This is a genomic window from Paenibacillus sp. PCH8, assembly GCF_002968835.1.
In the GTDB taxonomy this organism is placed as follows: domain Bacteria; phylum Bacillota; class Bacilli; order Paenibacillales; family Paenibacillaceae; genus Paenibacillus.
The window spans coordinates 2,075,660-2,094,776 of record NZ_PKQK01000001.1; the positions used below are offsets into that span (position 1 = coordinate 2,075,660).

Consider the following 19,117-nt stretch of genomic DNA (forward strand, 5'->3'; position numbering starts at 1 on the left):
AAATGGAGCGACTTTTGGCTTTGGACGCAGTCCAAAACAAGCGGAGCGACAGCTCGAACACGAGCGATATGGTTAAGCTACTAAGAGCACACGGAGGATGCCTAGGCGCTAGGAGCCGATGAAGGACGTGGCGAACAACGAAACTGCCTCGGGGAGCTGTAAGCAAGCTTTGATCCGGGGGTGTCCGAATGGGGAAACCCAGCTGGGGTAATTTCCAGTTACTCATAACTGAATACATAGGTTATGCAGAGGCATACCAGGGGAACTGAAACATCTAAGTACCCTGAGGAAGAGAAAACAATAGTGATTCCGTCAGTAGCGGCGAGCGAACGCGGAGAAGCCCAAACCAGAGAGCTTGCTCTTTGGGGTTGTGGGACGTCTCACATGGAGTTACAAAGGAACCGATTAAGCGAAGAGGTCTGGAAAGGCCCGCCAAAGAAGGTAAAAGCCCTGTAGTTGAAAGTCTGTTCTCTCCGAGACGGATCCCGAGTAGTGCGGGGCACGTGAAACCCCGTATGAATCCGGCAGGACCATCTGCCAAGGCTAAATACTTCCTAGCGACCGATAGTGAAGCAGTACCGTGAGGGAAAGGTGAAAAGCACCCCGGAAGGGGAGTGAAATAGAACCTGAAACCGTGTGCTTACAAAAAGTCAGAGCCCGTTTTAGGGGTGATGGCGTGCCTTTTGTAGAATGAACCGGCGAGTTACGTTCCCGTGCAAGGTTAAGGTGAAGAGCCGGAGCCGCAGCGAAAGCGAGTCTGAATAGGGCGATATAGTACGTGGACGTAGACCCGAAACCGGGTGATCTACCCCTGTCCAGGGTGAAGGTGCGGTAACACGCACTGGAGGCCCGAACCCACGCATGTTGAAAAATGCGGGGATGAGGTGGGGGTAGCGGAGAAATTCCAATCGAACTCGGAGATAGCTGGTTCTCCCCGAAATAGCTTTAGGGCTAGCCTCGGAAAACAGAGTCGTGGAGGTAGAGCACTGATTGGGTGCGGGGCCCGCAAGGGTTACCAAGCTCAGTCAAACTCCGAATGCCATAGACTTACTTCCGGGAGTCAGACAGTGAGTGCTAAGATCCATTGTCAAAAGGGAAACAGCCCAGACCATCAGCTAAGGTCCCCAAGTGTGTGTTAAGTGGGAAAGGATGTGGAGTTGCACAGACAACCAGGATGTTGGCTTAGAAGCAGCCACCATTGAAAGAGTGCGTAATAGCTCACTGGTCGAGTGACTCTGCGCCGAAAATGTAACGGGGCTAAACACGCCACCGAAGCTATGGCTTGATGCAGTGCATCAGGGGTAGGGGAGCGTTGTATAAGGGTTGAAGGTGTACCGTAAGGAGCGCTGGACATTATACAAGTGAGAATGCCGGTATGAGTAACGAAAAGACAAGTGAGAATCTTGTCCGCCGAAAGCCTAAGGGTTCCTGAGGAAGGCTCGTCCGCTCAGGGTAAGTCGGGACCTAAGGCGAGGCCGAAAGGCGTAGTCGAAGGACAACAGGTCGAAATTCCTGTACCACCGTAAGCCGTTATGAGCAATGGGGGGACGCAGTAGGGTAGTGACGCGGACTGATGGATGTCCGTCTAAGCAGTAAGGCTGATGTGTAGGCAAATCCGCACATTACTAAGGCTGAGCTGTGATGGGGAGCGAAAATTATAGTAGCGAAGGTCATGATCTCACACTGCCAAGAAAAGCCTCTAGCCAGGTGATGGTGCCCGTACCGCAAACCGACACAGGTAGGCGAGAAGAGTATTCTAAGGCGCGCGGAAGAACTCTCGTTAAGGAACTCGGCAAAATGACCCCGTAACTTCGGGAGAAGGGGTGCCCCGGTAGTGTGAATAGCACGAGGGGGCCGCAGTGAAAAGGCCCAAGCGACTGTTTAGCAAAAACACAGGTCTGTGCGAAGCCGTAAGGCGAAGTATACGGGCTGACGCCTGCCCGGTGCTGGAAGGTTAAGGGGAGTGGTTAGGAGCAATCCGAAGCTGTGAACCGAAGCCCCAGTAAACGGCGGCCGTAACTATAACGGTCCTAAGGTAGCGAAATTCCTTGTCAGGTAAATTCTGACCCGCACGAATGGCGTAACGACTTGGGCGCTGTCTCAACGAGAGATCCGGTGAAATTTTAATACCTGTGAAGATGCAGGTTACCCGCGACAAGACGGAAAGACCCCATGGAGCTTTACTGCAGCTTGATATTGAATTTGGGTACGATCTGTACAGGATAGGTGGGAGCCTTTGAAACGTGAGCGCCAGCTTGCGTGGAGGCAACGTTGGGATACCACCCTGATCGTATCTAGGTTCTAACCTGGTACCGTAATCCGGTGCGGGGACAGTGTCAGGTGGGCAGTTTGACTGGGGCGGTCGCCTCCTAAAGAGTAACGGAGGCGCCCAAAGGTTCCCTCAGAATGGTTGGAAATCATTCGAAGAGTGCAAAGGCATAAGGGAGCTTGACTGCGAGACCTACAAGTCGAGCAGGGACGAAAGTCGGGCTTAGTGATCCGGTGGTACCGCATGGAAGGGCCATCGCTCAACGGATAAAAGCTACCCTGGGGATAACAGGCTTATCTCCCCCAAGAGTCCACATCGACGGGGAGGTTTGGCACCTCGATGTCGGCTCATCGCATCCTGGGGCTGAAGTAGGTCCCAAGGGTTGGGCTGTTCGCCCATTAAAGCGGTACGCGAGCTGGGTTCAGAACGTCGTGAGACAGTTCGGTCCCTATCTGTCGTGGGCGTAGGAAATTTGAGAGGAGCTGTCCTTAGTACGAGAGGACCGGGATGGACGTACCGCTGGTGTACCAGTTGTTCCGCCAGGAGCACCGCTGGGTAGCTATGTACGGAAGGGATAAACGCTGAAAGCATCTAAGCGTGAAGCCCCCCTCAAGATGAGATTTCCCAGTATGTAAGACCCCTTGAAGACGACGAGGTAGATAGGCTGGGGGTGGAAGTGCAGCAATGCATGGAGCTGACCAGTACTAATCGGTCGAGGGCTTATCCAATTGCAAGTGATAAATCGCAAATTTCGTTTCGAATCTAGTTTTCAGAGAATGATCTCTGAAATGAAAATCGGTACATCACAGAACGTGTGTATGATTTTCAGTTCCATATTTGATTTCAAGAAGCTATGCTTCGACAAATCACGTTTGGTGGCGATAGCGGAGGGGTTCCACACGTACCCATCCCGAACACGACCGTTAAGCCCTCTAGCGCCGATGGTACTTGGACCGCAGGGTCCTGGGAGAGTAGGACGCCGCCAAGCGAAGAACCACTGCCGATGTTATTCGGTGGTGGTTTTTATTTGTTTATTTAGGGGATGCCAAGGCATCTCTTATTTGACTTTGTGGGAATCCTCTGACACACTCATAGTGGATACATAGATTGTGTATCAGACCAATCATTTAAAAATGATCTCAACATTCTAGAGAACGGGGTGCAGGGTGAGATGGAAATTCAGAAATTGACGTTAAATGATTTTGAACCAGCGATGGCACTCTCCGAATATGCTTTTCAAGTTGTAATGAGTGAAGAACAAAAAGAAAAGCGACGGAGTCAGTTTTCTTCACAGGATATATGGGGTGTCTATGAGGAAGGACAGCTGGGAGCGAAACTCCACATTATTCCTTTCCAAACCTATATTCATGGTAGATCGTTCGAGATGGGCGGTGTAGCCGGTGTAGCCACCTGGCCAGAGTATAGACGCAAAGGCTGGGTAGCGGGTCTGCTGAAGCATGCGCTGGAGGAAATGAACCGTAATAAACAAAGTGTATCGTTCTTGCATCCATTCTCTTTTGGTTTCTATCGGAAGTATGGATGGGAGACTTATGTAGAATTCAAACGATATAAAGTTCCGACAGCTCATCTTCCTACGAAGAAAGCAACACCTGGAAGCATTCGGCGCGGTGACCCAGGTCTCGGTATATTAAAAGAAGTATACAATGCCTACGCAGAGCGCTACAACGGAAGTTTGGTACGGGATGATGCGAGATGGGAGAACTCGGTACTTACTGAAGGGACAAGGCAGAAGGCCGTATATTATGATAAAGCTGGGAAAGCTCAGGGATATGTGCTATATGAAGTGAAGGAACGCAAATTTGCAATTGATGAAATCATACATCTGAATGAAGAAGCCAGACAAGGGTTGTGGACCTTTATTGCCAATCATGATTCCATGATTGATGAAGTGACATTGCGGGCACCTGCTAGTGATACGCTGGCTTTTCAGCTGGATAATCCACGAATTCAGCAAGAGATTGTACCTTACTTCATGGCACGTATCGTTAGTGTAGAGCAGTTTATATCGCAGTATCCATTTGCAAGCCAAGACTCTCCTTTACAGATTCTGCTTCAGGTAGAGGATGCGCACGCTCCCTGGAACGAAGGGGTGTGGCAGTTAAACGTAGCGATGAATGGAACCGCCTCCATCTGGAAAACATCCGAACCGGCTTCTGAAGATCAGACCATTAAGGTAGATATTCAAGCCCTCACAACCGTGATGATGGGGTATCGAAGACCAACGGAAATGGCACAGATCGGAAGAATTCAAGGACCGACTCCAGCAATTAAGGCGCTTGAACGAGCAATCCCTGAACGAGAAACCTATTTGCTTGATTTCTTCTGATGAACATTTCCTCTACTCTTTGACTTATTTACTTGGAATAAGGTCTAAACATTGATATTGAACCCACACAGGTATATATAGAAATACGGTGTTATCGTAAGACAAATGGACTTTTCCAGCTATTTTGGAGAGGTTTTTTTGTATCTGGGGAATATTTCGTGTAAAATCGTAAAAAATGAATAGTGACCCCACTTGGCAAACCCACAAAATATGCTATAATGTATACAAAGTCAAAGAAAGTCAAAGTCAACTAAAGGTTTAATACTTAAGTAACTTTCTTTCTACATTCTGATGGATGAGAGCCATTATAGGATTCATTTCATCGGAGAAAAAAGGGAATATTAAAGGACCTTCGTGCTTCCTTTGCTCTCCTGCTAACGCCTGTGGAAGCAAGATTCGCTGTTTCCCTGATTGGTTAAATGGGTAGAGAAGGTGTACTCTGTGGGGCGTGTGGGTCCTTATTGACTTAACGTTTCAGACAGTGGAGGATGATTGGATGCGTAATATCTCTGATATTATCGAACGATATCTGAAGAGTATTTTGCATGAAAGTCCCGAAGGAATGGTTGAAATTCAGCGTAATGATCTGGCAGATCAATTTTCATGTGTACCTTCCCAGATCAATTATGTCATCAGCACCCGGTTTACCCTCGAGAAGGGATACCTGGTAGAGAGTAAACGCGGCGGTGGTGGCTATGTTCGGTTACAGCGGATTGAATTGCCGGCCCAATCAGCTCTGCATAATCACTTGCACCATAGTATTGGTGATGAGATCGGGCAGACAGCTGCCGAAGGTCTGATCTACCAACTGGAAGAAGCACGTTTCTTGAGCAAGAGGGAAGCCGGGTTGATGCGAGCTGCTGTATCTAGAGAGGTTATATTGGTCAAACTTCCTTACCGGGATCAAATTCGTGCCAGAATGTTGAAGGCGATGTTAATATCTTTGCTCGGTAAATGAAAACTATCGGGGTCAAAGGAGGTACATCAATATGCTGTGCCAAGAATGCAATACACGTCCGGCTACACTTCATTTCACAAAAATCGTGAATGGAGAGAAGACGGAATTCCATATTTGTGAGACATGTGCCCGTGAAAAAGGGGAGATGATCCCCGGAACATCCAATGGATTTTCCATTCACAACCTGTTGTCAGGGTTACTCGATTTTGATCCAGCCGGCAAAGGTGGGGCTGCAGGAACACCACCTGCAAAAGCGCTTCAGTGTGAAGATTGTGGTATGACTTACTCACAATTCAGCAAAATAGGCCGATTCGGTTGCAGTTCCTGTTATAAATATTTCGACAGTCGCCTTGATCCATTGTTCAAACGGGTTCATGGCAGTACGTTTCATGTAGGCAAAGTGCCTGCACGAGCTGGTGGTCGCATTAAGGTGAAACGGCAAATTGCCGATCTGAAGCGTAACCTTCAGGAGAGCATTGCCCAAGAGGAATTTGAAGAGGCGGCTCAGATCCGTGATCAGATCAGGGAACTTGAAAAAGGAATGGCTCAGGAGTAAAGTCTTGTCATGAGTAGGAGGGATGCGTAATGCCTAATCTGCGTTTTACAGAGAAGGCGCTCAGCGATTGGATGCGCAGTGATGCGGCTGATTCAGAAATCGTTATTAGCAGCCGTGTTCGGATCGCACGCAACCTTCAGCATGTTCCGTTTCCGATGCTGGCTTCCAATGAGCAATCGGAAGAGGTGCTGAATAAGCTGAGCGAAGTACTTCAATACGATGACGTTCATGCCTTTGGGGATTTTCATGCGTTGGATCTAATCGATATTGACGAACTCGACAAACGGGTGCTGGTGGAGAAACATCTCATCAGTCCAAGTCTTGCGAATGAATCCAGAAATGGTGCGGTTATTCTCAGCGAGGATGAGTCTGTCAGTATTATGATTAATGAAGAGGATCATCTTCGTATCCAGTGTCTCTATCCGGGGTTCCAGGTGAAAGAAGCCTGGGAGAAAGCTTCCGCAATAGATGATGCATTTGAAGCGCACGTGGATTATGCCTTTGATGATCGCAGAGGATACTTAACCAGCTGTCCTACCAATGTAGGCACAGGTGTCAGAGCATCTGTTATGATGCACCTGCCTGCCCTGGTGATGACTCAGCAGATTGGCCGCATTCTAGCTGCAGTTTCCCAAGTGGGATTGACAGTAAGAGGGATTTACGGTGAAGGCAGCGAAGCAATGGGTAACTTGTTCCAGATCTCGAACCAGATTACATTGGGACAGACTGAACAAGAAGTCATCGAGAATCTGCATGGTGTTGTATTACAGATGATTGGTCATGAGCGTACAGCCAGAGAACGGTTAATTACTGACTCCAAACTTCGGATTACGGATCGTGTCATGCGTTCTTACGGCATATTGTCTCATGCGGCCATTGTGGATTCAAAGGAAGCTGCACAGCGCTTATCGGATATACGCCTTGGCGTAGATCTCGGCTTGTTGGATGGTCTGTCCATCACGGTGATGAATGAGTTGAATGTGATGACTCAGCCGGGATTTTTGCAGAAAACATTCGGGGAAGATATGCGTACAGATGAGCGTGACATCTATCGTGCTCAGTTGATTCGTGATACGATCAACGCAGCGAAGCAGTCCTAGTTTAGCCTGATAAATTTACTGAAGTATGGTTTCATGCCGCATTGCGGCTTTTATATAATATGGCATGTATTTCATGCCGAATGATTTTATTCGCAGCACGGCTGCAAACAAAAATGATATGAAGAATACGACGGGTACATTAGATTACCCTCGTTTTATCCAAAACCATGGAGGTGCAGGAGATATGATGTTTGGAAGATTTACGGAACGGGCCCAAAAGGTGCTCGCACTCGCACAGGAAGAAGCTGTCCGTCTCGGTCATAATAACATCGGTACTGAGCATATTCTGCTCGGCCTCATTCGTGAAGGCGAAGGCATTGCAGCCAAAGCACTGATCGGCCTGGGACTCGGATTGGAAAAAATTCAGGATGAAGTAGAAACGCTGATTGGCCGTGGCCAGGAGCAACCTACCAACATTGCATATACGCCACGTGCGAAAAAAGTAATTGAACTGTCTATGGATGAAGCTCGTAAATTGGGCCACACTTATGTAGGCACAGAGCATATCTTGCTTGGATTGATTCGTGAAGGCGAGGGTGTTGCGGCACGAGTGCTAAACAACCTGGGTATTAGCCTGAACAAAGCGCGTCAGCAAGTGCTGCAATTGCTTGGTAGCAGTGAAGCTGTATCCAGCCATAATGGAACACCTGCCAATGTCAGTACGCCAACACTGGACAGTCTAGCGCGTGATCTCACGGCTTATGCCAGAGAGAATAATCTGGACCCAGTTATTGGGCGTAGCAAAGAAATTGAACGTGTTATTCAGGTGTTGAGCCGTCGTACCAAGAACAACCCGGTATTGATTGGTGAACCTGGTGTAGGTAAAACAGCGATCGCTGAAGGCCTTGCACAAAAAATTATTGCTAACGAAATTCCAGAGACATTGCGTGACAAACGTGTCATGACCCTGGATATGGGTTCCGTTGTAGCCGGAACGAAGTATCGTGGTGAGTTCGAAGATCGGCTGAAAAAAATTATGGATGAAATTCGCCAAGCTGGTAACATTGTTCTGTTTATCGACGAATTGCATACCCTAATTGGTGCCGGCGGGGCTGAAGGTGCCATCGATGCTTCCAACATTCTGAAACCCTCTCTGGCCCGTGGAGAACTGCAATGTATCGGTGCAACAACACTGGATGAATACCGTAAATATATTGAGAAAGATGCTGCACTGGAGCGTCGTTTCCAACCGATTACTGTAGATCAGCCTTCTCCGGAAGAAGCCATTCAAATCTTGCACGGCTTGCGTGATCGTTACGAGGCGCATCACCGCGTGAAAATTACGGATGGAGCAATTGTGCAGGCTGTCAAACTGTCTGACCGTTATATTACGGACCGTTTCCTCCCAGACAAAGCGATCGACTTGATTGATGAAGCGGGCTCCAAAGTAAGATTGAACTCTTATACGATCCCACCAAACCTCAAACAATTGGAGAGCCGTCTGGAAGATATTCGTAAAGAAAAAGACGCAGCGGTTCAAAGCCAGGAGTTCGAAAAAGCAGCAGCTTTGCGTGATACGGAACAAAAAATCCGTGAAGAGCTGGATGTAACGAAGAATCAATGGAAAGAAAAACAAGGCCGTACGGATTCCGAGGTAACGCCTGAAGATATCGCACAAGTGGTAGCCAGCTGGACGGGAATCCCTGTGAACCAACTGAAAGAAGAAGAGACACAACGTCTGATGAATCTGGAGTCTATTCTACATGAACGTGTCATCGGTCAGGATGAGGCAGTGAAGTCTGTCAGCCGTGCGGTTCGCCGTGCTCGTGCTGGACTTAAAGATCCGAAACGTCCGATGGGTTCATTCATTTTCCTCGGCCCTACGGGAGTAGGTAAAACGGAGTTGGCTCGTGCTCTTGCTGAAGCGATGTTTGGTGATGAAAATGCAGTTATCCGAATCGATATGTCCGAGTATGGTGAGAAGCATTCGACTTCCCGACTTGTCGGAGCTCCTCCAGGATATGTTGGATACGAAGAAGGTGGTCAGCTGACAGAGAAAGTTCGTCGCAAACCATACTCCGTAGTCCTGCTCGATGAGATCGAGAAAGCACATCCGGAAGTATTCAATATCTTGTTGCAAGTTCTTGAGGATGGTCGTCTGACGGATTCCAAAGGTCGCGTCGTTGACTTCCGCAATACGCTGATCATTCTGACATCGAACGTGGGTGCAGAAGCGATCAAACGTAACTCCACACTGGGCTTCACTGCAGTTATAGATGCAGGAGCAGATTATGACAACATGAAGGGGAAAGTGATGGATGAGCTGAAGAAAAGCTTCCGTCCAGAGTTCCTTAACCGGATTGATGAAATTATCGTGTTCCATTCACTTGATGAAAAACACATCGCTGAAATTGTTACGCTGATGAGTGAAGAACTTCGTAAACGACTGCTCGAACACGAAGTTGATTTCGAACTTACTGATAATGCCAAGTCCTTCCTTGCCAAGTCGGGCTTCGATCCGGCTTACGGTGCTCGTCCGCTACGTCGGGCAATTCAGAAGCATATCGAGGACAAATTGTCTGAAGAACTGCTTACGGGTAATGTGACCAAAGGAGATTCGTTACTCATTGACGAAGAGAACGGTTCACTGTCTGTAACGAAAAAAGACGTAGTTGTTCCTTCCAATGAGGAAATTGAAACCCAATAATAGTCATCAAGCTTAGGCACATACACCAGCTTGTGTTTATCCTTAATCCTTCTTGGCTTCGGCCGGGAAGGATTTTTTGCACTTTGGACAGAAGACAGACATGATTAGTTCAGGAACCTGTGTAAAGTTTGCGATAATCCTTTACGAAAAATCTCAAACAATGGTAAACTTTTATTAACCCTGTATGTTAGGGAGTTCAGGCAAAATTCGTCGAATAATGCTATATGCTGTTATAAAATAAATCTTAGGAGTGCTGAAGTGGCCAAAGTTAAAACCAAGTTTCAATGTACGGAATGCGGCTATGAAGCCCCCAAGTGGTTAGGGAAATGTCCGGGTTGTCAGTCATGGAATTCAATGATAGAAGAAACAGAGACGGTGGTCAAAACACAAGGGAGAAATTCTCCCCTGTATGACAGTAAAGATAAACCGCTTCCTATCATAGATATAGATAGCGGTCAGGAACCGCGTGTACAGACTGGAATCGGAGAGTTGAACCGAGTATTGGGTGGTGGAATCGTTCCAGGTTCTCTCGTTCTGGTGGGCGGAGATCCAGGTATCGGTAAATCAACGTTGATGTTGCAGACATCACATGCTTTGACGCATTCAGGTTTGCGTGTGTTATATGTATCAGGTGAGGAATCGGTCAAGCAAACGAAGTTGCGGGCGGATCGTCTCGGCGCACTCTCTGCCGAGTTATATGTATTGTGTGAAACCAACATGGAACGTGTAGAGGAAGCGGTGGATCAGATCCAGCCGCATTTTCTTGTCATCGACTCCATCCAGACGGTATATTTGCCCGAAGTTACCAGTGCGCCGGGTAGTGTAGCACAGGTAAGGGAATGTACGTCAAGGTTCATGCGGATTGCCAAGGGCAGAGGCATTGCAACGGTTCTTGTGGGGCATGTTACCAAAGAAGGCGCCATCGCCGGCCCACGTATGTTGGAACATATGGTGGACTGTGTTCTTTATTTTGAAGGAGAGCGACATCATACGTATCGGTTGTTGCGTGCGGTGAAGAACCGCTTTGGTTCCACCAATGAGATTGGTATTTTTGAGATGGGCGAAGAGGGACTTCGTGAGGTAGGCAATCCATCTGAACTCTTTTTGTCAGAACGTCCACTTGGTGTAGCGGGTTCTACGGTGGTTGCCAGTATGGAGGGGACTCGTCCGATGCTGGTCGAGTTGCAGGCATTGATCTCAACCACACATTTCCCTTCACCTCGTCGTATGGCAACAGGAATAGACCTTCATCGATTAAACCTGATTATTGCTGTGTTGGAGAAGCGAATGGGGATGTTTTTGCAGACCCAGGATGCATATCTGAATGTGGCCGGGGGTGTAAGGCTGGATGAGCCCGCTGTAGATTTGGCGGTTGCGGTCTGCATTGCATCCAGTTTGAGAGATGTACCGACCAAGCCTGATGATGTCATATTTGGCGAGATCGGTCTGACGGGTGAGGTTCGAGCCGTATCACGGGCCGAACAACGAGTGAAAGAAGCTGCGAAACTAGGTTTCAAACGAGTCATTTTACCAGAAAAAAGCTTAAAGGGCTGGAAACATCCTCGCGGGATACAACTGATCGGTGTTAATACCGTGGCAGATGCACTAGCGGTTGCTTTAGATTAGGGGGCATAACAAGATGAAAGATTCGAGCCAACTGGATAATATGAATGAATTGTTAAGGCTGATCGCACCAGGTACACCTTTCCGCGAAGGTCTGGAAAATGTGCTGCGCGCCAAGACGGGCGCACTGCTTGTTGTAGGATACAGCCCTGAAGTAATGGAAGTGGTAGATGGGGGATTCTCGATTAACTGTGATTTCTCCCCGAACTATCTGTATGAACTCGCCAAGATGGATGGTGCCATTATCCTTAGCGAGGATTTGAAGCGTATTCTGTACGCGAATACCCAACTAATCCCGGACTCCTCCATCTCTTCATCAGAGACCGGGATTCGTCACCGGACGGCAGAGCGTGTAGCGAAGCAAACGGGTAAATTGGTCGTATCCATATCACAGCGCCGAAATATCATTACCCTGTACCAGGGAACCCTTCGTTATTCCCTCAAGGAAATCGGGGTTATTCTGACCAAAGCGAATCAAGCAATTCAAACTCTGGAGAAATATAAGGCAGTCTTAACACAGTCTCTTACGAATCTGAGTGCCGCTGAATTTGAGGAGTTGGTAACGATTCCGGAAGTGGTGAATGTAATTCAGCGTACAGAGATGGTGATGCGGATCAAAACGGAAATCAAACGATACATTCATGAACTTGGTAATGAGGGACGACTTATTTCCATGCAAATGGAAGAGCTTGTAGGTACAACAGAAGAAGAAGCCTGGTTGCTGTACAAAGATTATGCCCGTGACGACAGTGATGACAAAATCCGTGAAATTATCGTGGGACTGAAAAGATTGTCGGATGATGAATTGCTGGATGCACATCATATTGTTCGTCTGCTCGGCTACCCTTCATCAGCGGCTACTTCAGAGGATTCGGTTGCCCCTCGCGGATACCGGGTATTAAATAAGATCCCCCGCCTGCCTAATGTCATTATCCATAACCTGGTCGATCAATTCGAACAATTGCCTCATGTGATTATGGCTACGATTGAGGAACTGGACGAAGTGGATGGTATTGGTGAAGTTCGTGCTCGAACCATTAAGGAAGGCCTCAAACGTTTGCAGGAGCAAATGTTTATCGACAGACAGATGTAAGGGTTTGCCTATATAAAGGCTTGAAATGGATGAGGTGAAACAACGATGCTAACCAGATTCATTCCGAATCTCTTTACCCTGGGTAATCTGTTTCTTGGAATGATGGCAATTTTGCTTGCAATTGATGGGAATTACAGTTTGGCTGCCATTATGGTCATTGTAGCGATGCTGCTGGATGGTCTGGATGGCAGGGTGGCACGTGCGCTCAATGCCCAAAGTGAATTCGGCAAAGAACTGGATTCCTTGTCTGACATGGTTTCTTTTGGTGCGGCACCAGCCCTGATCATATTTATGGTGTCATTTCAAGATTCGATGCCGATGCTCGCATGGATTGCAACAGCTGCTTTTCCGATCTGTGGAGCTATCCGTCTTGCACGGTTTAACGTTCGTCCCGGAATTCCCGGGTACTTCACAGGTCTGCCAATACCGGCAGCCGGCGGAGTTCTGGCTACACTATCCTTGTTCAACAAGGATATCGGCCCGATCAGCATGATGATTGCTACGTTGCTGTTATCGTATTTAATGGTGAGTTCGCTTAAATATCCCAACTTCAAAAAAGTTGGTTTGCCGCGTAAGGCAATCTGGATTGCACCATGGGTTGTGTTATTTGCGATAGCCGTTGCTGTTATTTTCCCAGAGCAGTTATCCAAATTGATCTTTATTCCGCTGGTGTTATATGCGTTGTATGGTATGAAGCATAATATGCGGACGGCGGCCTCGCGTAGTCGAGCCAAAAAGCGCAAGGATGAGAAATCCTCCCGTTCTTCTGATCGTTAAGTAACACTGGACATCGGGACAGACACAACACAAAGAAAGCACGTAGGCTCCTGAATAGGAGAATGCGTGCTTTTTGCTTATTCGGATCTATTTACGGTAAAAGAAACCCTTACGAACGACTACATATCTTCTTACGACAGATTAAACATCCCTAACGTCGAACACTTCTGTGATTCGTGATTCACGACCTCTTCCATGTTGATGTCCAGCAGATTGCAGAGAGCTGACATATAGAACAGGTTCCGCCCCAGTTCAGAGCTAATAACCTCCTTGCAATTCTCGCACAATTCACCTTCCACATGCGTTTCGAGCAGGCCTTTGGATTGAGCGATATCGCTCTCCGGGGGATATTTCTGCTTGGTGGCGTGCAGCTCGATACAACCGCATTCGGTAATGGCTTTGGACACGGCACGGTTAACGGAAGCTCCTGCTTGTCCGGTTTTGGACAATACATCAATCAGGCTGCGATGACGCAGCAACAGTTCAGAAACTTGATCCTGGAAAGCCTGTAAACTTAGCGTACTCATTTGGCCACTCACCTCGGGATATGAATTGAATTCATTATATGCCAATAATTTACCTACTTTCAACTGACGATTGCAACATTTCCAAAAAGTTCTTTCAGATGGGATTAGCAATTCAACAATTGGATCATACTGGATATAAAGATTGAGATACATTGAAGGAGGTGCAGACTTATGTGGAAAAAAGGCATTTTAACTTTTACAGGATTGTGCGGTGCATGGTTCGGCTACACGGCATATCATCTGGCAGGAAAATCAATTCCATGGATGGCAGAATGGATTCAGTCAGCAGGATTAGTGGGGGCTGGTATATCGACGCTACTGGGAGCTGTACTGTTTATGTCCCTATGTAATATTGGTGGAACATTGATGGCGACCAGGCTGAACAGTGGAATCGATTCATTGGCAAAGATACCTATGAATGAATTGGCAGCAGGAGCAGTCGGGATCGTTTCGGGATTACTGGTGGCTTTGTTGCTGTATCCTTGTGTAGCATGGCTGGGTACAGCAGGAGAAGTGCTGCAAGTGGCGCTCACGGTCGTAAGTAGCTATTTCGGTTATGCCCTTGCCATGGCGAAGAGAGACGATCTGGCGGCCTTCTGGATGTCTGGAAGGTGGGGTCACCCTGAGGTGGACGAGGATAGACGGATCGAAGAACATAAGATTCTGGATACCAGTGTAATCATTGATGGGCGCATCGCTGATATATGCAAAACCGGGTTTATTGAAGGCACAATTGTGATTCCGGAATTCGTTCTGGAGGAGCTTCAGCATATTGCTGATTCATCGGACCTGCTCAAGCGGAACAGAGGACGGCGCGGACTGGACATTTTGAACAAAATCCAGAAGGAACTCGATGTGAAAGTTTTAATCTACGAAGGGGATTTTGAGGAAATTTCCGAGGTAGACAGCAAACTGGTTAAACTGGCTAAAGTGCTTCAGGGCAAAGTGGTAACCAATGACTTTAACCTGAACAAGGTGTGTGAACTCCAGGGTGTGTCTGTGCTGAACATCAATGATCTGGCCAATGCAGTCAAGCCAGTTGTTCTGCCGGGTGAGGAGATCATGGTACAGATCATCAAGGATGGCAAAGAGCACGGTCAAGGTGTAGCCTATCTGGATGATGGCACAATGATCGTTGTGGAAGGTGGACGCGAGTATATTGGCATGATGATGGAAGTGCTGGTGACCAGTGTACTGCAGACATCTGCGGGACGAATGATTTTTGCCAAGCCGAAACTGTTGGAAAAAGCCCAATAAAGCGGTATGATGGGTAGTGTATCGTTTCACGATATTTAATATCACAGAACGATAAACTGACAGACAAGGCAGGGATTGCGGCATGGATAAAGGGTGGGGCGTTGTCATTGTGGCAGCAGGTCGCGGAACCCGGATGGGGACGACCGAGAGCAAACAGTTTCTGTTGCTGCAGGACAAGCCCGTTTTCATACATACGCTTGAAGTATTTGCTGCGCTGGACGAGATCCGCGAGATCGTGCTGGTCACTGGAGCCGCAGATGTTGAACGTTGCCTGGATTGGGTAAAAGAATACCAACTGGAGTCACGTGTGCGTGTCATCCCCGGTGGGAAAGAGAGACAACATTCTGTCCATAAAGGCCTGAAGTTGCTTGAGACGGATTGGGTTCTCGTTCACGACGGGGTACGTCCTTTTGTGAACCATGAGCAGATCACGGGATGCATGCAGGCCGCCATATCCGGCGGAGCAGCTGTGCTGGCCGTACCAGTGAAGGATACGATCAAACAAGTGAATGCGGAAGGCATCGTTACGGCGACGCCAGAACGCAGCAGTCTGTGGAGCATTCAAACCCCGCAGGCTTTTCGTCTTTCTTCCCTGCTTTTCGCCTACGAATCAGCTGAACAGGACGGATTTCTGGGGACGGATGACGCCATGCTGGCTGAACGTCAGGGCATGTCAGTCAAGGTCGTGGAAGGCAATTATACGAATATCAAATTAACAACGCCGGAAGATTTGGAATACGCTACATTTTTGCTGAGGGGAGAGAAGAAGCGATGATACGTGTAGGACAAGGATTTGATGTACACCAACTGGTGGAGGGACGTCCGTGCATTATTGGCGGAGTAACGATTCCTTATGAAAAGGGACTGCTGGGTCACTCGGATGCAGACGTGCTGTTGCATGCGATTAGTGATGCCATTCTGGGTGCGCTGGCACTTGGTGATATCGGGAAACACTTCCCGGATACCGATCCGGAATTCAAGGATGCCGACAGTCTGAAATTGCTGGAGCATGTGTGGCAACTGGTGAAGGATCGCGGATACCGTTTGGGTAATATCGATTCAACCATTATTGCTCAGCAGCCGAAGATGGCTCCTTACATCCCACAGATGGCTGAGGTGATTGCCAAGGCGCTGGAAGCGGATGTAACTCAGGTGAACGTGAAGGCAACAACAACAGAGCAGCTGGGATTCCCGGGACGGGGAGAGGGAATTGCCGCTCAATCCGTTGTGTGCCTTGTACGAGTATAATATCATCAACCAATTCGTGACGGAGGGGATCATATGAGCACGGAAATTCGTGTGCGTTACGCGCCGAGCCCAACGGGACATCTGCATATCGGGAATGCCCGTACGGCGCTGTTTAACTATTTGTATGCCAAACATAATAACGGGAAATTTATTATTCGTATTGAAGATACGGACGTTAAACGGAACATTGCCGGTGGGGAAGAAAGCCAGCTGAAATACTTGAAATGGCTCGGAATTGAGTGGGACGAGAGTATTGATGTAGGCGGAGAATACGGACCCTATCGTCAAACGGAACGTCTGGATCTCTATCGTAAATATACGCAAGAATTGTTGGATAAAGGTCTGGCGTACCACTGTTACTGTACGGAAGAAGAGCTGGAGCAAGAACGTGAAGAGCAAACATCCCGTGGGGAAACCCCGCGTTATTCAGGTAAACATCGGGATCTGACACCGGAACAATGCAGTGCTTTGGAAGCGGAAGGCCGCGTAGCGAGTATTCGTTTCCGTGTACCGGAAGAGCGTATATATACGTTCGATGATATGGTTAAAGGCACAATTTCGTTTAATAGCAAGGAATCCGGCGACTTCGTCATTGTGAAAAAGGACGGCATTCCCACATACAACTATGCTGTTGCTGTGGACGATCACTTGATGAAGATCTCCCACGTCCTGCGTGGGGAAGATCACATCTCGAATACGCCGCGCCAACTGATGATCTATGAAGCGCTCGGCTGGGAGCCGCCGCAATTCGGTCATATGACGCTGATCGTGAATGAAAATCACAAAAAGCTGAGCAAACGGGATGAATCCGTGATTCAGTTTATTGAGCAGTATGATCAACTCGGCTATTTGCCTGAAGCGATGTTCAACTTCATTTCCTTGCTCGGCTGGTCGCCGGAAGGGGAAGAAGAGATCTTCTCGCAAGAGCAACTGATCTCCATTTTTGATACCAAACGTTTATCCAAGAGCCCGGCGGTATTTGATACCCACAAACTGGCTCACTTGAATAATCATTATATCAAACACGCTGACCCGGAGCGCATTGCTGAAATGGCGATTCCACAACTGCAAAAGGCCGGACGGCTGCCTTCCGAACTGTCTGCGGAACAAAAAGAATGGGCGCATACATTGGTTCACCTCTATCAAGAGCAGATGAATTCGGCATCGGATATCGTTGAATTGTCGGAAGTTTTCTTCCGTCCGGAGCTGGAGCTGGAATCTGAAGGAGCAGCAGTTCTTGCTGAAGAGCAGGTTCCAACGGTGCTGAAGGCTTTTGCCGATAAAGTGCAGGCCAGTGAAGAGTTCACGCCAAGCAAAATGGCTGCGTTAATTAAGGAAGTACAGAAGGAAACCGGCTTTAAGGGCAAACAGCTCTTTATGCCCATCCGTGTAGCCTTGACCGGACAGACACATGGACGTGATCTGAATCAAACCATCGTCTTGCTTGGCCGTGATACGGTTATCGAACGTTTGCTTGCTCAAGTTAAAGGTGCATAATTCGAGTCGTCCAGTTAATAGGCTACGGTAATCACAGATTATTTTGTTTGGATACGAGGCAATGGCTGTTGTCAGTCTCAGGCCTTTTCGCTATAATAACAACACAACGATTAAATGATATGATTTATCTAATAGAACAGCAAAGACCGGGAGGAGTAGACTGCCCCGGACAGATTCAGAGAGGATGGCCCCGTTGCAAAGGAATTAATCTTTGGTTGCGGTGGCTGTGAGCCATCCACTGTCCATCAGTCGAAATGCGCCCGTGAGCTGCACAGCCGAATCCAGCCCCGCCGTTGTCGAGTATGACAAAGGAGAACGTTAGGATAGGTTGTGACGATTGGTTTCCGTTACCAAACCGCTTGAGGGCTTATTCTATTTGAGAATGAACCGAGCAGAGTGGGACCGCGATAAACGCCTCTGCAGCTTTAACAGCTGCAGGGGCGTTTTCTGTTTAGGCGAGTGTGCAGTACACTACCAAGGAACACGCCGTCCGGTAAGCCGGAGGACGAGGACCTGAACAAGAGGGGAACGATCATGTTCAAGAAGATCAAATCAGATATCCAGGCGGTGTTCGAGAACGATCCCGCAGCCCGAGGATGGTTTGAGGTGGTATTTACCTACTCAGGGTTGCATGCGATATGGGCACACCGGACCGCACATTTTTTATACAAGCGAAGATGGTTCTCGGTTGCCCGGTTCATTTCGCAGGTCAGTCGTTTTATGACAGGAATTGAGATACATCCTGGGGCGACCATCGGAAATCGATTGTTTATTGACCATGGAATGGGCGTCGTTATTGGAGAAACGTGTGAGATTGGTGATGATGTTGTCATCTATCAGGGGGTTACACTTGGCGGAACAGGGAAAGAAAAAGGAAAGAGACATCCGACCATTGGCAATAATGTGGTTATTTCATCTGGAGCCAAGGTGCTCGGTTCATTTAGCGTGGGGGATCAATGCAATATTGGTGCCAATTCCGTTGTACTTAAAGAAGTTCCAGCGAATAGCACGGTAGTGGGCATACCCGGCAGAATCGTTAAACAAGACGGTCGGCGGGTGGATCGCTTGAATCAACAGATGCCCGATCCAGTTATTGACTCCTTACGTAACATGCAACGTGAGATCGAACGATTGCGGGAGGAAGTACGTACACTGCATGATGCCCGAGAAAACGAGACCTCACGTGATACAATAAATAAAGGAAGTATAGGATGAAAG

General features: G+C 48.1%; 14 protein-coding genes and 2 rRNA genes. 15 read left to right on the top strand and 1 reads right to left on the bottom strand.

The window, feature by feature from the left end; translation table 11 throughout:
• The first annotated feature begins 70 nt into the window (after window positions 1-70).
• From C0Q44_RS08910 to pssA, 10 genes are all read left to right on the top strand, one after another.
• A 23S ribosomal RNA gene (locus C0Q44_RS08910) occupies window positions 71-2,997 on the top strand.
• Window positions 2,998-3,140: 143 nt separating this feature from the next.
• A 5S ribosomal RNA gene (rrf, locus tag C0Q44_RS08915) occupies window positions 3,141-3,257 on the top strand.
• A gap of 183 nt (window positions 3,258-3,440) precedes the next feature.
• Window positions 3,441-4,616: a GNAT family N-acetyltransferase gene (locus tag C0Q44_RS08920; protein WP_105407661.1), complete on the top strand. Its 1,176-nt coding sequence runs from the start codon at window positions 3,441-3,443 to the stop codon at window positions 4,614-4,616.
• 496 nt (window positions 4,617-5,112) lie between these two features.
• A complete protein-coding gene (locus C0Q44_RS08925; protein ID WP_105406939.1) occupies window positions 5,113-5,574 on the top strand; it encodes a CtsR family transcriptional regulator in 462 nt (153 codons plus the stop codon).
• A 31-nt stretch (window positions 5,575-5,605) separates the two neighbouring features.
• Window positions 5,606-6,130, top strand: a complete 525-nt coding sequence (mcsA, locus tag C0Q44_RS08930; RefSeq protein WP_105406940.1) for a protein-arginine kinase activator protein McsA — start codon at window positions 5,606-5,608, stop codon at window positions 6,128-6,130.
• 29 nt (window positions 6,131-6,159) lie between these two features.
• Window positions 6,160-7,230: a protein-arginine kinase McsB gene (gene mcsB, locus C0Q44_RS08935; RefSeq protein ID WP_105406941.1), complete on the top strand. Its 1,071-nt coding sequence runs from the start codon at window positions 6,160-6,162 to the stop codon at window positions 7,228-7,230.
• Between the two features lie 184 nt (window positions 7,231-7,414).
• Entirely contained in the window at window positions 7,415-9,877 is a 2,463-nt protein-coding gene (locus C0Q44_RS08940) for an ATP-dependent Clp protease ATP-binding subunit (protein ID WP_105407662.1), read from the top strand.
• Window positions 9,878-10,135: 258 nt separating this feature from the next.
• Window positions 10,136-11,503, top strand: a complete 1,368-nt coding sequence (gene radA, locus C0Q44_RS08945; protein WP_105406942.1) for a DNA repair protein RadA — start codon at window positions 10,136-10,138, stop codon at window positions 11,501-11,503.
• A gap of 13 nt (window positions 11,504-11,516) precedes the next feature.
• Window positions 11,517-12,593, top strand: coding sequence for a DNA integrity scanning diadenylate cyclase DisA (gene disA / locus C0Q44_RS08950; protein WP_063567410.1), 1,077 nt, complete (start codon window positions 11,517-11,519; stop codon window positions 12,591-12,593).
• A 45-nt stretch (window positions 12,594-12,638) separates the two neighbouring features.
• Window positions 12,639-13,370, top strand: coding sequence for a CDP-diacylglycerol--serine O-phosphatidyltransferase (pssA, locus tag C0Q44_RS08955; protein ID WP_105406943.1), 732 nt, complete (start codon window positions 12,639-12,641; stop codon window positions 13,368-13,370).
• A gap of 131 nt (window positions 13,371-13,501) precedes the next feature.
• On the opposite strand, the gene C0Q44_RS08960 is transcribed toward pssA, so the two are convergent.
• Window positions 13,502-13,897, bottom strand: a complete 396-nt coding sequence (locus tag C0Q44_RS08960) for a nucleoside triphosphate pyrophosphohydrolase family protein (protein WP_105406944.1) — start codon at window positions 13,895-13,897, stop codon at window positions 13,502-13,504.
• Window positions 13,898-14,068: 171 nt separating this feature from the next.
• Here C0Q44_RS08960 and C0Q44_RS08965 point away from each other — a divergent pair, with 171 nt between their 5' ends.
• The 5 genes from C0Q44_RS08965 to cysE all read left to right on the top strand — a co-directional run bounded on the left by C0Q44_RS08965 (window position 14,069) and on the right by cysE (window position 19,114).
• A complete protein-coding gene (locus C0Q44_RS08965; RefSeq protein ID WP_105406945.1) occupies window positions 14,069-15,154 on the top strand; it encodes a PIN/TRAM domain-containing protein in 1,086 nt (361 codons plus the stop codon).
• A gap of 82 nt (window positions 15,155-15,236) precedes the next feature.
• Entirely contained in the window at window positions 15,237-15,929 is a 693-nt protein-coding gene (ispD, locus tag C0Q44_RS08970; RefSeq protein ID WP_105406946.1) for a 2-C-methyl-D-erythritol 4-phosphate cytidylyltransferase, read from the top strand.
• On the top strand, window positions 15,926-16,402 hold the full coding sequence (gene ispF, locus C0Q44_RS08975; RefSeq protein WP_105406947.1) for a 2-C-methyl-D-erythritol 2,4-cyclodiphosphate synthase: 477 nt from the start codon (window positions 15,926-15,928) through the stop codon (window positions 16,400-16,402). Before ispD ends, ispF begins: the two co-directional genes overlap by 4 nt.
• A gap of 33 nt (window positions 16,403-16,435) precedes the next feature.
• Window positions 16,436-17,899 (top strand): glutamate--tRNA ligase, encoded by a 1,464-nt coding sequence (gene gltX, locus C0Q44_RS08980; RefSeq protein WP_105406948.1) that lies wholly within the window; start codon window positions 16,436-16,438, stop codon window positions 17,897-17,899.
• Between the two features lie 534 nt (window positions 17,900-18,433).
• Window positions 18,434-19,114 (top strand): serine O-acetyltransferase, encoded by a 681-nt coding sequence (cysE, locus tag C0Q44_RS08985; protein WP_105406949.1) that lies wholly within the window; start codon window positions 18,434-18,436, stop codon window positions 19,112-19,114.
• The last annotated feature ends 3 nt before the right edge of the window (window positions 19,115-19,117 follow it).

Excerpts from the sequence above, each read along its gene's own strand:
- C0Q44_RS08920 (WP_105407661.1), top strand. The coding sequence starts at position 3,441 with ATGGAAATTCAGAAATTGACGTTAAATGATTTTGAACCAGCGATGGCA.
- C0Q44_RS08925 (WP_105406939.1), top strand. The coding sequence starts at position 5,113 with ATGCGTAATATCTCTGATATTATCGAACGATATCTGAAGAGTATTTTG.
- mcsA (WP_105406940.1), top strand. The coding sequence starts at position 5,606 with ATGCTGTGCCAAGAATGCAATACACGTCCGGCTACACTTCATTTCACA.
- mcsB (WP_105406941.1), top strand. The coding sequence starts at position 6,160 with ATGCCTAATCTGCGTTTTACAGAGAAGGCGCTCAGCGATTGGATGCGC.
- C0Q44_RS08940 (WP_105407662.1), top strand. The coding sequence starts at position 7,415 with ATGATGTTTGGAAGATTTACGGAACGGGCCCAAAAGGTGCTCGCACTC.
- disA (WP_063567410.1), top strand. The coding sequence starts at position 11,517 with ATGAAAGATTCGAGCCAACTGGATAATATGAATGAATTGTTAAGGCTG.
- pssA (WP_105406943.1), top strand. The coding sequence starts at position 12,639 with ATGCTAACCAGATTCATTCCGAATCTCTTTACCCTGGGTAATCTGTTT.
- C0Q44_RS08960 (WP_105406944.1), bottom strand. The coding sequence starts at position 13,897 with ATGAGTACGCTAAGTTTACAGGCTTTCCAGGATCAAGTTTCTGAACTG.
- C0Q44_RS08965 (WP_105406945.1), top strand. The coding sequence starts at position 14,069 with ATGTGGAAAAAAGGCATTTTAACTTTTACAGGATTGTGCGGTGCATGG.
- ispD (WP_105406946.1), top strand. The coding sequence starts at position 15,237 with ATGGATAAAGGGTGGGGCGTTGTCATTGTGGCAGCAGGTCGCGGAACC.
- ispF (WP_105406947.1), top strand. The coding sequence starts at position 15,926 with ATGATACGTGTAGGACAAGGATTTGATGTACACCAACTGGTGGAGGGA.
- gltX (WP_105406948.1), top strand. The coding sequence starts at position 16,436 with ATGAGCACGGAAATTCGTGTGCGTTACGCGCCGAGCCCAACGGGACAT.
- cysE (WP_105406949.1), top strand. The coding sequence starts at position 18,434 with ATGTTCAAGAAGATCAAATCAGATATCCAGGCGGTGTTCGAGAACGAT.